The organism is Massilimicrobiota sp. An142 (genome assembly GCF_002160725.1).
In the GTDB taxonomy this organism is placed as follows: domain Bacteria; phylum Bacillota_I; class Bacilli_A; order Erysipelotrichales; family Coprobacillaceae; genus Allocoprobacillus; species Allocoprobacillus merdigallinarum.
On the sequence record NZ_NFLD01000006.1, the window covers coordinates 39,977 to 53,843 of the forward strand.

At 31.1% G+C, this 13,867-nt stretch carries 14 protein-coding genes; 11 read left to right on the forward strand and 3 right to left on the reverse strand.

What is annotated here, in order from left to right:
- The first annotated feature begins 66 nt into the window (after positions 1–66).
- The 3 genes from B5E87_RS04015 (at position 67) to B5E87_RS04025 (ending at position 2,508) form a co-directional block, all read left to right on the forward strand.
- On the forward strand, positions 67–1,188 hold the full coding sequence (locus tag B5E87_RS04015) for an aldo/keto reductase (RefSeq protein WP_087243646.1): 1,122 nt from the start codon (positions 67–69) through the stop codon (positions 1,186–1,188).
- Between the two features lie 136 nt (positions 1,189–1,324).
- Positions 1,325–2,020 carry a gamma-glutamyl-gamma-aminobutyrate hydrolase family protein gene (locus B5E87_RS04020; RefSeq protein WP_087243647.1) on the forward strand — a complete coding sequence of 232 codons (696 nt, stop codon included), beginning with the start codon at positions 1,325–1,327 and terminating at the stop codon, positions 2,018–2,020.
- A gap of 92 nt (positions 2,021–2,112) precedes the next feature.
- Complete coding sequence (locus tag B5E87_RS04025) at positions 2,113–2,508, forward strand: cupin domain-containing protein (RefSeq protein ID WP_087243648.1); 396 nt, start codon at positions 2,113–2,115, stop codon at positions 2,506–2,508.
- Between the two features lie 58 nt (positions 2,509–2,566).
- Here the strand turns inward: B5E87_RS04025 and B5E87_RS04030 are convergent, their stop codons facing one another.
- On the reverse strand, positions 2,567–3,406 hold the full coding sequence (locus B5E87_RS04030; protein ID WP_087243649.1) for a LysR family transcriptional regulator: 840 nt from the start codon (positions 3,404–3,406) through the stop codon (positions 2,567–2,569).
- 102 nt (positions 3,407–3,508) lie between these two features.
- Between B5E87_RS04030 and B5E87_RS04035 the strand changes: the two genes are divergently transcribed.
- The 3 genes from B5E87_RS04035 to B5E87_RS04045 are packed head-to-tail and all read left to right on the forward strand — an operon-like array spanning position 3,509 to position 6,238.
- Positions 3,509–4,282: an EFR1 family ferrodoxin gene (locus B5E87_RS04035; RefSeq protein WP_087243650.1), complete on the forward strand. Its 774-nt coding sequence runs from the start codon at positions 3,509–3,511 to the stop codon at positions 4,280–4,282.
- Positions 4,279–4,860: a histidine phosphatase family protein gene (locus tag B5E87_RS04040; protein WP_087243651.1), complete on the forward strand. Its 582-nt coding sequence runs from the start codon at positions 4,279–4,281 to the stop codon at positions 4,858–4,860. The genes B5E87_RS04035 and B5E87_RS04040 overlap by 4 nt, the downstream gene beginning before the upstream one ends.
- A 10-nt stretch (positions 4,861–4,870) precedes the next feature.
- Positions 4,871–6,238 carry an MATE family efflux transporter gene (locus B5E87_RS04045; RefSeq protein ID WP_087243652.1) on the forward strand — a complete coding sequence of 456 codons (1,368 nt, stop codon included), beginning with the start codon at positions 4,871–4,873 and terminating at the stop codon, positions 6,236–6,238.
- Positions 6,239–6,275: 37 nt separating this feature from the next.
- On the opposite strand, the gene B5E87_RS04050 is transcribed toward B5E87_RS04045, so the two are convergent.
- Positions 6,276–6,749, reverse strand: coding sequence for a glutathione peroxidase (locus tag B5E87_RS04050; RefSeq protein ID WP_087243653.1), 474 nt, complete (start codon positions 6,747–6,749; stop codon positions 6,276–6,278).
- 205 nt (positions 6,750–6,954) lie between these two features.
- On the opposite strand from B5E87_RS04050, the gene B5E87_RS04055 reads away from it, so the two are divergent.
- Genes B5E87_RS04055 through B5E87_RS04070 form a run of 4 tightly spaced genes read left to right on the forward strand, consistent with a single transcriptional unit; the run spans position 6,955 to position 11,086 of the window.
- Positions 6,955–7,788 carry a DUF8171 family membrane protein gene (locus B5E87_RS04055; protein WP_087243654.1) on the forward strand — a complete coding sequence of 278 codons (834 nt, stop codon included), beginning with the start codon at positions 6,955–6,957 and terminating at the stop codon, positions 7,786–7,788.
- Positions 7,785–9,473, forward strand: coding sequence for an ABC transporter ATP-binding protein (locus B5E87_RS04060; RefSeq protein ID WP_087243655.1), 1,689 nt, complete (start codon positions 7,785–7,787; stop codon positions 9,471–9,473). Before B5E87_RS04055 ends, B5E87_RS04060 begins: the two co-directional genes overlap by 4 nt.
- The gene (locus B5E87_RS04065; RefSeq protein ID WP_087243656.1) at positions 9,473–10,297 is read left to right on the forward strand and encodes an energy-coupling factor transporter transmembrane component T family protein; all 825 of its coding nucleotides are present in this window, start codon (positions 9,473–9,475) and stop codon (positions 10,295–10,297) included. The genes B5E87_RS04060 and B5E87_RS04065 overlap by 1 nt, the downstream gene beginning before the upstream one ends.
- Before the next feature lie 9 nt (positions 10,298–10,306).
- Positions 10,307–11,086: a PHP-associated domain-containing protein gene (locus B5E87_RS04070; protein WP_087243657.1), complete on the forward strand. Its 780-nt coding sequence runs from the start codon at positions 10,307–10,309 to the stop codon at positions 11,084–11,086.
- 12 nt (positions 11,087–11,098) lie between these two features.
- Here B5E87_RS04070 and B5E87_RS04075 read toward each other — a convergent pair whose 3' ends face one another.
- The gene (locus B5E87_RS04075) at positions 11,099–11,917 is read right to left on the reverse strand and encodes a MurR/RpiR family transcriptional regulator (protein WP_158093967.1); all 819 of its coding nucleotides are present in this window, start codon (positions 11,915–11,917) and stop codon (positions 11,099–11,101) included.
- 212 nt (positions 11,918–12,129) lie between these two features.
- Between B5E87_RS04075 and B5E87_RS04080 the strand changes: the two genes are divergently transcribed.
- Positions 12,130–13,779 (forward strand): IS1634 family transposase, encoded by a 1,650-nt coding sequence (locus B5E87_RS04080; protein ID WP_087243659.1) that lies wholly within the window; start codon positions 12,130–12,132, stop codon positions 13,777–13,779.
- Positions 13,780–13,867 lie beyond the last annotated feature (88 nt).

Sequence of the window (13,867 nt, forward strand, 5' to 3'; positions counted from 1 at the left end):
TTCTTTTTTCTTGACCTAAAGTTAACTTTAGGGTGTATAATAAATAATCGAGTAGGAGGAAATGATATGACAAAGAAATTAGGTTTTGGATTAATGAGATTACCATCACTTGATGAAAACGATCCTTCAAAGATTGATATTGAACAAGTGAAACAAATGGTAGATACTTTTATAGAAAATGGATTTACTTATTTTGATACAGCGTGGATGTATTGTGGATTTAATAGTGAAAATGCAGCGAGAGAGGCATTAGTGAAACGTCATGATCGTCAGACTTATACACTTGCTACAAAATTACATTCAGGTTTTATTCAGACAAAAGAAGATAGAGATAAAATCTTTAATGAACAGTTAAAGAAAACTGGGGTAGAATACTTTGATTATTATCTTTTACACGATATTAATACACATAGTATTGAAACATATGAAAAGCTTGATTGTTTTACATGGATTCAAGAAAAGAAAAAACAAGGATTGGTTAAAACTATTGGATTTTCATTCCATGATGGACCAGAATTATTAGAAAAAGTATTACAGGAACATCCAGAATTTGAATTTGTTCAATTACAAATTAATTATTTAGATTGGGATAGTGTAGGTGTTCAATCTCGTCAATGTTATGAGGTGGCAACAAAATATCATAAACCTGTTATTGTGATGGAACCTGTTAAAGGTGGAACATTAGCGAAAGTTCCTGAAAAAGTTGAAAATATGTATAAAGAATATCATCCAGATATGTCAGTACCTTCATGGGCTATTCGTTTTGCGGCAAGTCTTGATAATGTCATGATGGTATTAAGTGGGATGTCTAATATGGCTCAATTAGAAGATAATATAAGCTATATGAAAGATATGCAGCCACTTCATGATGATGAATATCAATTAATTCGTCAGGCTGTTGATATTATTAATTCTACGATTGCTATTCCATGTACAGGATGTTCATATTGTACAGAAGGATGTCCAATGCATATAGCTATTCCTAAATATTTCTCATTATACAATGCTGATTTACAGGAAGTAGAAGAAAAAGGATGGACACCTCAAGGTGAATACTACAATAACTTGACAAAGACTTTTGGTAAAGCAAGTGAATGTATTGGATGTGGACAATGTGAAAATGTATGTCCACAACATTTACCAATTATTGAAGACTTACAAAAAGTAGCACAGCATTTTGAAAAATAAAAGTCAGCATTAGCTGGCTTTTTGCATGTATTCATATTCAAATAAAAAGTGAATAAAATATTGTCAATCATATTTATGTATAAGATATGATTTTTATGATATATTGAATTGATATAAAAGAAGAAAGGAGAAAAGTATGAAAAAGAGAATTGGAATAACATGTAGTGAAGAACTACAAAATGATAAATATATACATTTTATTAAACAAGATTATTTACAGGCTATTATTGCAGCACAAGGAATCCCAGTTTTATTGCCGCCTGTTCCTATTGAAGATATAGAGATGCAATTAGATATGATTGATGGTTTAATGATTATTGGTGGTTGTGATGTCAATCCATTACTCTATCATGAAAATCCATTACCCTTATTAGGTGAAACAGATTATCCTAGAGATTTATATGAGATTGCCTTGATAAAAAAAGCAACACAAAAAAATATACCTATTTTCGGTGTATGTCGAGGACTTCAAGTCATCAATGTAGCTTTTGGTGGAACACTTTATCAAGATTTATCTTATGCTCCACAGAAAATACTTTTACATTCTCAAAAAGAAAGAAGAGAATGTGCAAGTCATACAATAAACATTCAAGAAAATAGTTTTTTATATCCTATCTTTCAAGATAGAGGATATGTGAACAGTTTTCATCATCAAGCTATTGATCGATTAGGAAAGGGATTAAAAGCTGTCGCATACAGTGAAGATCAGATGATTGAAGCTATTGAACATATATCTTTACCGATTACAGCAGTTCAATTTCATCCTGAAGATATGTGTAAAACTGATCAAAAAATGCAGGAGATTTTTAATCAGTTTGTCGCCAAATGTTAATGCTTTTTAAGCATTGTTGACAATAAAAAATAGGTATTAGATATTTTTGTTTGGTGGATATATAATAGAAGCAGATAGGAGGTTAGAAGAGTATGAAAGATGTTAAAACATTATTTCCCGTTGGAGAAGAAAATACAGCGTTTGCTCAATATTTTATTGGTCAAAGTTATTTACAGCCCCTTGCTGAAAGTTTACCAGTAAGTCATGTCACATTCGAACCAGGTTGTCGCAATAATTGGCATATTCATCATAAAGGTGGACAAATTCTACTGGTTACTGATGGTAGAGGATGGTATCAGGAATGGGGGAAACCTGCTAGAGAATTAAAACCAGGTGATACTGTGGATATTCCTCCAGAAGTGAAACATTGGCATGGTGCTGCTAAAGATAGCTGGTTTGCTCATATTGCAATTTCTGTACCAGCAGAAGGGGCTTCTAATGAATGGTTAGAACCAGTAAGTGATGAAGAATACAATAAGTTAAAATAAATATGATATTGAAAAGGATGAAATGAATTCCGTTATTTGGGAACTATTTCATCCTTTTTTATAGATGATATAATAAAGTTCTTAATTGAGATTCGTTTTCTCTAAGATACCAGCAGTAGAACGTCGCATGTGACTGGGCATCTGAAATAGGGATGATCACTCTATTTTGAGGCATGATTTCAGTTTTCATAACATAGTCAGATGTAAATGAAGGTAATGTAGACAGTTCTACCAAATCATAGAAAACAGAACGATCGTTTTGAATCAGAAATTTTGTATGGGGCATTGTTTTTTTATGCATATCATTCCAAAAACCAATATTTGACATTAATAACATTTTCTCTCCATCCATTTCCTTTAATGAGATGGATTTTTTATGAGCTAAAGGGTGGTTTAAAGGTAAAGAAAAGAATAATTGTTCTTCCATAAATGGAATACTTTCAATCTGTTCATTTTCTATGTCATAAGGCATGATAATGATTGTATAGTCTTTTTCCTTTAGACCTTTGATTAAGATATACATATCTTTAATTTCTGTTAATAATGTTCTTTGAGGATAGAACTGTGAAAATTTACGACTTAAATAAGATAATGGTGCTGGCGCACATGAACCAATCGCAAAAGTATGTAGCTTTCTATCAAAATCTACAAGTTGTTTTTTCATATCTTTTGTATCATCTAAAATACGTTTTGCTAGAGAAACAGCTAATAGACCTGTTTCATTAAAAGCAATTTTATTTTTAGTTCTGTTAAATAAATTGACTTCTAACTCTTCTTCTAATTTTTGCATAGAACGTGTTAAAACAGGTTGTGATATATGAAGCTGTTTAGCTGCTTTGGATAATGTCTGACATTCTTGAAATGTAACTAAATGTTGTAGTTGTTCTAATTCTATCATATGAGGACCTCACTATTCTATTTCATTATAGCAGATTTCCATATTGATATTGTACAAAAACAGTAAAAATGCTTACAATATCATTGGAAAGAAGGTAGAAACATGATATTTTATTATACGGCAACAGGAAACTGTTTATATCTAGCAAGACAGATTGAAGAAGATCTTTACAGTATTCCACAGGAATTGAAAAAAGAAGATTTACGATATAAAGCTGATAAGATTGGGATTGTCGCTCCTATTTATGCTGGAGAGCTTCCTCAAACTGTTAGACGTTTTTTAGCAAAAGCCAAATTTGATACACCTTATTTTTATATGTTATTGACTTATGGAAATAGAGATACAGTAGCTGGTGTATGGAGTGAAAACTTTTGTAAAGAGCATGGAATACATGTTGATTTTATTCAAACAATTAAAATGGTTGATAATTATTTACCTTCATTCGATATGGAAGAACAGATGGCTATCAATAAGCATGTAGATGAGCAAATTCAAGAAGCGAAAGCTAGACTTGAAGCTCAAGAAAAGGATATACCTCAACCAACAAAAGAAAGCCAGGAAGCTTACCAAATGGTGACAAAAAGATTTACGGATCATCCTGAATTGAATAATGGAGAAACAATTCAAATAACAGATCAGTGTGCTGGATGTACAATATGTGAGCAAGTCTGCCCTATTGGTAATATTCAAATGGTTAATGGAAAAGCTCAAAGAAAGTCAAAAACATGTGATTTTTGTTTGGCATGTGTACAAAACTGCCCATTTCATGCGATTGCGTTGAAGTTTGATAAGAATCCAAATGCAAGATATCGTCATCCAAAAATCACATTAAAAGATATAGTGAAATCAAATCATCAGGGAGGAACAGAAAAATGAAAAAAACACTTTATTTAATGCGACATGGACAAACTTTATTTAATGTTCAACACAAGATACAAGGATGGTGTGATGCCCCTTTAACAGAACTTGGGATTAAACAAGCAAAGATTGCAGGTGAATATTTTAAAAATAATCATATTACATTTGATCATGCTTATTCTTCTACATCAGAAAGAGCTTGTGATACTTTAGAAATCGTTACTGATTATCAGATGCCTTATACAAGAGTGAAAGGTTTAAAAGAATGGAATTTTGGTGTTTTTGAAGGAAAAGATGAATGTTTGAATCCACCTTTACCATATGGAGATTTCTTCAAAGGATTTGGTGGAGATGGTGAAATGGAATTAAGAGAAAGAATGTCAAAGACATTAACTGAAATCATGAATAAAGAAGATCATGAAGTCGTTTTAGCCGTTTCTCATGGTGGGGCTTGTGCTCAGTTCTATCGTGCATGGGAAGAATATGCAAAAGTAAAGAAAACAGAAAGATTTTATAACTGCTGTATTTTAAAATATGAATACGAAGATGGAATTTTTACATTAGTAGAAATTATCAATCGTAATGTGACTGAATAGAGGTAGACATATGGAAGGTGCAAAAAGAAAAAGCTTTTTTCAGGCTGATGTTGATCTGATTCATGGACCTATATTTCAATCATTGATTACTTTTGCTCTTCCATTACTTGTTTCTAATGTGTTCCAACAATTATATAATACTGTCGATACAATGGTTGTTGGAAATTATTTAGGTGATGTATCATTAGCTGCCATTGGATCATGTACATCTATTTATGACTTGTTAGTAGGGTTTGCATTAGGAATAGGTAATGGATTGGCAATTGTTACAGCCAGAAGTTTTGGATCACAAGATCGAGAACTGTTAAAAAAATCAGTAGCAAGTTCTATTGTTATTGGATTGATTGTTTCTATCGCTTTAACAACAATAGGAATGATATGCTTACATCCTTTACTTGAATTATTAAATACACCAGTAGATATTATTCAGGAAGCATATAGTTATATTTCAGTTATTGTTTTATTCATTGTTGTTATGTTTGCTTATAATCTCTGTGCTGGTTTAATGAGAGCCATTGGAAATAGTGTGATGCCACTTGTTTTCCTTATCGTTTCGTCTTTATTAAATATTGTATTAGATATTTTCTTTATTACACAACTCAATATGGGAATTCAAGGAGCAGCTGTCGCAACGGTTATTTCTCAAGGTGTATCAGTTATATTATGTATTATTTATATTTTCAAAAAGACACAGATCTTATTACCATCAAAAAAACATTTTGTAGTCGATAAAGAATTATATAAAGAATTATTAGGACAAGGTTTTTCAATGGGATTTATGAGCAGTATTGTTTCTGCAGGATCAGTCATTCTTCAGTATGGAATCAACAATTTAGGATATCTGATTATTGCAGGACATACAGCAGCCAGAAAACTCTACATGTTCTTTAATATGCCTTTTACAGCTATGGCGCTTGCAATCTCAACATTTGTCTCACAAAATAGAGGAGCAAATCAGCGCGAAAGAATTCAAAAAGCGATGAAATATGCTTATATTTATGATGTTGTTATGGCAGCTATTGTGACTATCATTATTCTATTATTTGGGTCATCACTTGTAAAATTAATTTCAGGTTCTAGTGAAAGTGCAGTTTTAGATAATGGAACACTTTATTTAACAATTGTGGGACCATTCTATGCAGTATTAGGAGTTTTGATGCAAACACGTTATGCATTGCAGGGATTAGGACAGAAATTATTACCATTGATATCAAGTATTATTGAATTTGTAGGAAAAATTATATTTGTATTTATTTTTATCCCTCAATTCCAATATATGGCAGTTATATTCTGTGAACCCGTTATATGGTGTGTGATGTGTTTACAATTAGTGTATTCATTATATACAAATCCTTATATGAAAGGACAACAAGAATAAAAAATATCGAATTTACATCATGTAGATTCGATATTTTTTATAAAAGTTTAATGATTTCATCTTCAATTTCATATGGTGTGACCAAAGGTTCAAATCTTTCAACAACATGTCCATTTTGATCAAGCAGAAACTTTGTAAAGTTCCATTCAATGCGTTTGGATAATTCAGGTTTTTGATGTTCTTTTAAATATGTGTATACAGGAGATTCTTGAGGACCATTCACATCAATTTTCGCAAATTGTGGAAAACTCACACCATAAGTATCGGCACAAAAAGACATAATTTCTTCCATTGTGCCCGGAGCCTGTTCACCAAATTGGTTACATGGAAAATCAAGAATAGTAAATCCCTGCTCATGATATTTTTCATATAAATCTTCTAAATGATCATATTGTTCTGTAAACTCACATTCCGTAGCCGTATTGACAATGAGTAAAACATGTCCCTGATATTTTGATAATTTTATTTTTTGATTATGACTATCTAAGACTTCAATATCATATAAATTCATTTTCATCACCATTCATACTATAACAACTCATTAAAGAAAAGTCAAAAAAAGTGACTAAAGAAATCATGTTGGAGTATATAAAGAAAAAAATGTTTCATTTTAATTTTTAATGAAATATTAACTTTCATTTTACGTGTTATTGATTTAGCTACATTAAAATTATGCTAAGATGTTCATGTCATTAAGATAAGGGAGGAAAAAGAGTATGAAAAAATCAATGACACAATCACAGAAATTAATGACTTTTGTTTTAAGTATGTCTTTATATGGATTATCAACTTTATTTACAGAGTTAATACCATCTTTTCAAATTGGTATCGTGGAATTATCAGTAGAATATTTTATTTTTATTCCACTCATCTTAGCTATGTTATTTGATCCATTGTCAGCGGCATTAGGTGCAGCTACTGGTGAATTAGTTTTTAGTGAAATCATGTTAGGGCAATTTGGTGGTTTAGGAGAACTTGAAAAGTTTTTAACTTTAACAATTGGTATTTATGTTGCTGGACGTCTTGTTAAAAATCCAAAAAGTATCAAGAGTGTTGCCATCGCTTCTATTTTAGCTGTTATTATTCAACAGTCACTGGGATGCATTGTTGATATTTTAAAAGTTCAGTTTGCTGTAGAAGATTTTGAAGCAGTTGCAGGTTTACCAGAATCAGTATTCTTTACAGAAGGTTTTGCTTGTTTAAATGATATTCTATTTTCAGGAATCTTATTTTCTTTATTACCATGTATGTATTTAGTTCCAAAACTTTATGGGAAAATTGAACCATTATTAGGTGTCGCACCTCGTGATGAAAATACTGTTGTGGGTGATGGAGAAAAAATGGGAATCAAAACATTTGTATTATGTGCTATTGCTTTTGTCGTTGCAATTGGTGGAGAATTTATGGCAGAAAACGGACTTGCCATTATTGATTGGGAAGCTGCATGGGCAGGAAATAGCACAGCTATGATTGTCAGTGGAGTGATTGCAGTGCTTGTTATTGTTCTTGCATTTTTGAAAATTAAAAATAGAAAAGAGGCAGCCATGTGATTGAAATCAATGATTTATCATTCACATATCCAGGAGCAAAGCAGCCAACATTAAAAAATATTCATTTAACAATTGAAAAAGGAGATTTTGTCGCAATTATTGGAAACAATGGTTGTGGCAAATCGACTTTATGTAAAACTCTAAATGGTTTGATTCCACGTTTTATTATGGGTGAACTGCAAGGGAAATTGTATTTTGATGGAAAAGATGCTTTAACTTTGGATATTAGTGAAATTGCTAAAAAAGTGGGTTATGTGTATCAAGATTTTGAAAATCAGATCGTATGTCCCACAGTCTATGAAGATGCTTCTTTTGCATGTATGAATTATGGATTGGAAAATTATGAAGACAATGTTATGAATATTCTTAAGGTTTGTGACTTATATTCAAAACGAAATGATTATATCTGGCAATTATCTGGGGGACAATTGCATTTATTAGCTTTAGCAGGTTCTACTGCGTTATCACCAGAAATTCTTATTTTAGATGAACCCATTGCTCAATTAGATCCTAAACATGCAAGAGAAATTTATGAAATATTAAAGGAATTAAATGAAAGATATCACAAAACAATTATTGTTATTGAACATCATACAGAATATATTGCCCAATACTGCCATCATGTGATTTTAATGAAGGATGGTTCTATTATGTGGCAAAAACCAGTCAAAGAAGCTTTGACAAGAGTTGAAGAACTTGAATCTTGTCATATTTTTCCACCACAAATTACACGTGCTGCTAAAATCATGCAGGAAAAGAATTTACTAGATTCAAATACTTTATTGCCCATTACTATAGAAGAAGGACAGAATATTTTTACAAAAAAGAAACATATGACAGATTGTACTCATGAAAGAAAAGTACAAGAAAAGGATGAACGTGTTGTAGAATTTGTAAATGTTGGGTTACAGTTTAGAAGTGTAAAAGGTGAACCTTATCAGCTCATGAAAGACTTTTATCTTAATATTTATAAAGGGGATAAAATTGCTTTAATAGGTTCTAATGGTGCTGGAAAGTCTTCATTGATGAAGATGATGATAGGATTATTAAAACCACAAGTTGGCTATGTGAATGTATGTGGAGAAAAGACAAAACATTATTCAGCTGAAGAATTATCAAAACATATTTCACTTGTATATCAAAATCCTGAAGATATGTTTATTAAAGATTGTATTCGAGGGGATATTGAATTTGCCATGAAAGAACGACATATTAAGGATTATAAAGATAGAGCCAAAAAATTAATTGAATTGTTCGATTTGCAGGATATTCAAGAAAGAGATGGACGATTATTATCAGGGGGACAAATGCGTCGAGCCTCACTTGCAATAGGAGTAGCATTGCAACCATCTATTTTGCTTTTAGATGAACCTACTGCCAATTTGGATATTGCAACTAGAAAAGAGATCATGAGAACATTAGATATCTTAAAAGATGTTGTTGAAACTGTTGTTATAGCAACACATGATATGCAGCTTGTCTGTGATTGGGCAGAGAGAATCATTGTATTATCATCAGGTTATATAGTCAAGGATGGTCAAAGACATGAAGTCTTTAGCGATAAGTATGTAAGAGAAATGGTAGGAATAGAACCACCAGAAATCTTTAAAATGGGGGAAGCACTCAATATTCGCTGTTATGAAATTGATGAATTTGTGAGTGCTTATCAACAGGAGGAATCATAATGCATAAAATCACACAGACTTTGTTAGATAAATTTACAATTGATTATTTACGTAATCAAGTGCTAAAAAATGCTTATGGAAATGATGATACGGTTATTGCAGGATTAGATCCAAGAACATTATTATGCTGGTATTTATTTTTTGGTTTGATTCCATGGTTTTTAAATGATCTCATTGTTTTATTAGGGATGTTTGTTTTTGTTGCGATAACAACTAAATTAGCAAAAATTGCACCACTTGTATTATTTTTATTTTGTCTAGGTGTATTTTGTCAAACAGGATATTTGTTTATTGCTGCACTATTCTTTGGTGGAAATTTATCAACATTATATTCATTATTAGTTATGACATTAAAAGTATCTGTCTGTTCTCTTGCTTCCATTACTGTTTTTTCAGGATTAAACCCTGACCGTCTAGCAACAGGATTGCTATATTTTGGTTGTCCTGATCAATTGTCTTTTAGTATTTCATATGCATTTCGTATATTACCTATCCTTATGGAAGAATTCCAAAACATATTGTTATCTTATCGTTTAAGAGGACATTCTCCATCAAAAAAAACATGGCTTGGGAAAGTGAAATATTTTATATACCAGATAAAAATTATTATATTATCTTTCTATCCGTTAATGTTAAATACTGCAAAACGATCAAGAACAACAGTTGAAGCATTGGAATTAAAAGGATATCGCTATGCAAATGAAAATAAGATTGTTAGAAAAAAGAAAATGGCATCACTAATGTTTAAGAAAGATGATTTGATTTTCGTTTTAATTTCTATTGTATGGATGATTTTATGTGTTATCATTTCTATTTTGTTTTAGGAGGTTTTTATGAATATAGATTTTCATACTCATGGTAAATTAGCAAAAAAATTACCATTTTCTACACAATATACTGATCAAATGTTTCACAAAGCATATCTTAGAGGACTTGATGCTATTTGTCTGACTGAACATTTTAATACGTTATCATTTTTAGAAATGTATGATTATATATATACTCACTATACGCATGTAGGTGATTGTTGTCAGAGTAAAGATGGGTTATTGATTTTCTTTGGAATGGAAATAGATATTAAAGAGGGAGGACATACTCTTGTTATTGGAAGATATCATGATATTGTTGAGTTAAATAAAAAGTTGGAAAAACATAAAGCGAAAGAAAGTTTTTTAACTTTTGATGAGCTAGTAACGCTTGTTCGTCAATATGATGTTATTTTTGGGGGAGCACATGTTTATCGTCAGGGAGGACATATTCCAGAATTATCACAGAAGCAGTTGTTATGTTTTGATTTCTTTGATCTAAATGGAAAAGATTTAGCATGTTATGGATTAAAAATGCAGGATATGATTTATCAGTTTGCGCATCGATATCATAAACCAGTTGTTTCTGGCAGTGATACACATCAAGCAACACAGTATGGTTGTGTTCAGACATGTTTTCAAAGTTGTTTTCATAGTATTAAACAATTAAGAGAAGAAATCGACAAAGGACAATATACTATCCAAATATCTGAAAGTTTAAATATTCAGGTTGAAGATGCGACATTACAAAAAAGACTTCTTAAAGAAGTCTATCGATTGGGTGGCGATTATGTTGCTTTATTATGATACAGAGATATTTTATCTTTGTATTTTTATTTTATAGTTTTCTTTTAACTGATAGATATCTTCTACACTCTGTGTATATGAATGACCACCTTTTTTAGCAATTTCTATTACTAAAGCATCAATACATGCCATAGGAACAGCCATAGAATGATATTCATGATCTTCGCCACGATATACATAAATATTATAGTCAGCCATTTTTTTAGCGTCATCAATTAAGCGACTAGACATCAGCATTGTCTGACATTTGATTTGATGGCAATATTCAAGAACTATCTGTGCTTCTACAGGTGTTTTTAAAAATCCAAAGAGAATAACAAAATCGTCTGATTTGATCATTGGAAGACATTCAAAAATTTCTGAACCACTTGAAGGCATGATAACGACTTTCTTTTGAAATCTGCGTAATCGAAATGAGAGTAAATCAGCAAGACAAATCGTTGCTCCTTTAGCAAATACATAAATTGTATTGGCTTCAATGATGTGATCAACAATTGTATCAATTTCATCTATATCTAGATGTTCAATTGTTTTTTCAATATATTGATTTTGTAAAATTAAATAATGAGGAAAAGAGTGTTCTTGTGTTACTGTTGAATGCATTTTGTTGGCAGGGGATACCTTTTGTGTCATACTCATTTTCATATCTTTAAAATTGAGATAGCCTAGATGTTTAGGTAAGCGAGAAATAGTAGCTTGAGATATATGTGTTTTTTGAGAAAGTTCTTGGATTGACATAGAAGAAAACTGATGAATATTTTGAAAAATAAAATCTATCAGTTTTTTTTCGTTTTTTGTTAGTTTTTCAGTTGTTTCTGAATTCCATTTCATCGTGATCATCTCCTTAATAATGTATTATATCAGACATTCTATTTAAAAAATATCAGTTTTATGTAAAATCGTTAACTTCTACTAGAATTATACATCTATAATACAGAAATTGGAAAAATATTGATTATTTCGATGTTTTTCTCTTTTTTTATTAGACAGTATATGTTATAATAGATGTATAAATATACATCTATTATTTGGGGGAATGTCATATGAAATATAATCCTGTACCTAGACCTGATAGAACTGTTATTGTCAAGAATAATGGTTATCAATATGTTTACCTGACTCAATGTGTCAAGTATTCGCCTCGATTAAAACGTTCTGTTCCATCACGTGTTTCTATTGGCAAGCTTGATGAAAATGGTATGCTGATTCCCAATAAGAAATACTTTGAGCTGTTTCCTGATTCTAACGGTTTGGATGAACTTGGGGATAGAGCTGATTTTATTTCCATTGGCCCACATCTGGTTGTAGATAAAATTTCTAATCAATTATCCTTATATTCTCTTCTTGAAACTGTTTTTCATGATAAAGCAGATAAGATCCTTGACATCGCGACTTATATGATCATGTCCGAAAATAATGTCATGCAGTATTTTGATGATTATGGCTATGGTCATTCTTTGTTTAATAAAGCTAACTTTACTGATAGTACTATTGGAAAACTGTTAGGGTCTTTGACGGTTTGCCAGATGGATTTGTTTATCAGGTCCTGGGTGACCATGCAAAACAAAGATGGTATCTATGTTTCCTATGATTCTTCTAATATGAATACTGTTGCAGGGTCACTGACATTAGCGGAGTATGGACATGCGAAAGATAATCCTGACCTGCCTCAAGTGAATTTATCCATAGGATATAATCAGACAGATAAAGTTCCCATGTTTTATGAGATATATCCAGGAAGCATCATAGACAATACAGAATGTCAAAAAATGGTGGAAAGAGCGAAATCCTATGGATGCAAGGATGTAGGATTTATATTGGATAGAGGATATTTTTCCATAGAGAATATAAAATATTTTGAAAAGTATGATTATGATTATATTCTAATGACGAAAGGCAATGCAGCATTTATTACAAAGTCGACAGAAGAAAGTGTGGCATTACTAAAAGAAGGATATCAATATTATATGGAAGATTATGAGCTGTATGGGAAAACGATAGAAAAAGAATTGTTTCATACTGGAAAAAAACAATATATACATATATATTATGATGGAATCGCTGCTGAAAGGGAAAAGATCATCATTAATCAAAGATTTCATAAACTAGATCAGCAACTGGAAGAAAAGAAAAATCAGATCATAAAAAGACAGGAAGATGTAGCGGGATATAAGAAATATTATAGGCTGAAATTTGATGAAAATGGATATTTTCAAAGTTATAAAAGAAAAGACAAGGAGATAAAGGAGCTCATAAATAGAGCAGGATTCTTTGCAATCATCACATCACGAAAAATGAGTGCATCACAGGCCTTAGAAATATATAGAGATAGAGATGCAATAGAGAAAGTATTTAGAATGGAAAAGATATACCTGGGTAACGATGTATTTAGAGTGCATTTGGATGAACATTTAGAAAGTAAAGTATTCATATCATTTATAGCACTCATTATAAGAAATGAAATATACAAATCATTAAAACCATTATATCTAAAAAACAAAAAAGAATATACAGTACCAAAGGTTTTGAGAGAGTATGAAAAATTAGGAGTAACAAAGTTATCGGATAAGAAGTATCATATAAGATATAAATTAACCAATAAACAAAAGAATATCCTAAAACAAATAGGAATCAATGAAAAAGAATATATAGAATTCGCTAGAGAAGTCATCAAGCCATTAGATAAGAACTAATGGCTTGATATCTATATAGATGTATAATTTTAGTAGAAGTTGACGATAACAAGTTCAATATCAAAAGTCAAAGCATGTGTTTTGTTAA

Bases quoted from the DNA above. Each gene is read 5' to 3' on its own strand.
- B5E87_RS04015 (WP_087243646.1), top strand. From the start codon at position 67: ATGACAAAGAAATTAGGTTTTGGATTAATGAGATTACCATCACTTGAT.
- B5E87_RS04020 (WP_087243647.1), top strand. From the start codon at position 1,325: ATGAAAAAGAGAATTGGAATAACATGTAGTGAAGAACTACAAAATGAT.
- B5E87_RS04025 (WP_087243648.1), top strand. From the start codon at position 2,113: ATGAAAGATGTTAAAACATTATTTCCCGTTGGAGAAGAAAATACAGCG.
- B5E87_RS04030 (WP_087243649.1), bottom strand. From the start codon at position 3,406: ATGATAGAATTAGAACAACTACAACATTTAGTTACATTTCAAGAATGT.
- B5E87_RS04035 (WP_087243650.1), top strand. From the start codon at position 3,509: ATGATATTTTATTATACGGCAACAGGAAACTGTTTATATCTAGCAAGA.
- B5E87_RS04040 (WP_087243651.1), top strand. From the start codon at position 4,279: ATGAAAAAAACACTTTATTTAATGCGACATGGACAAACTTTATTTAAT.
- B5E87_RS04045 (WP_087243652.1), top strand. From the start codon at position 4,871: ATGGAAGGTGCAAAAAGAAAAAGCTTTTTTCAGGCTGATGTTGATCTG.
- B5E87_RS04050 (WP_087243653.1), bottom strand. From the start codon at position 6,749: ATGAATTTATATGATATTGAAGTCTTAGATAGTCATAATCAAAAAATA.
- B5E87_RS04055 (WP_087243654.1), top strand. From the start codon at position 6,955: ATGAAAAAATCAATGACACAATCACAGAAATTAATGACTTTTGTTTTA.
- B5E87_RS04065 (WP_087243656.1), top strand. From the start codon at position 9,473: ATGCATAAAATCACACAGACTTTGTTAGATAAATTTACAATTGATTAT.
- B5E87_RS04070 (WP_087243657.1), top strand. From the start codon at position 10,307: ATGAATATAGATTTTCATACTCATGGTAAATTAGCAAAAAAATTACCA.
- B5E87_RS04075 (WP_158093967.1), bottom strand. From the start codon at position 11,917: ATGAAATGGAATTCAGAAACAACTGAAAAACTAACAAAAAACGAAAAA.
- B5E87_RS04080 (WP_087243659.1), top strand. From the start codon at position 12,130: ATGAAATATAATCCTGTACCTAGACCTGATAGAACTGTTATTGTCAAG.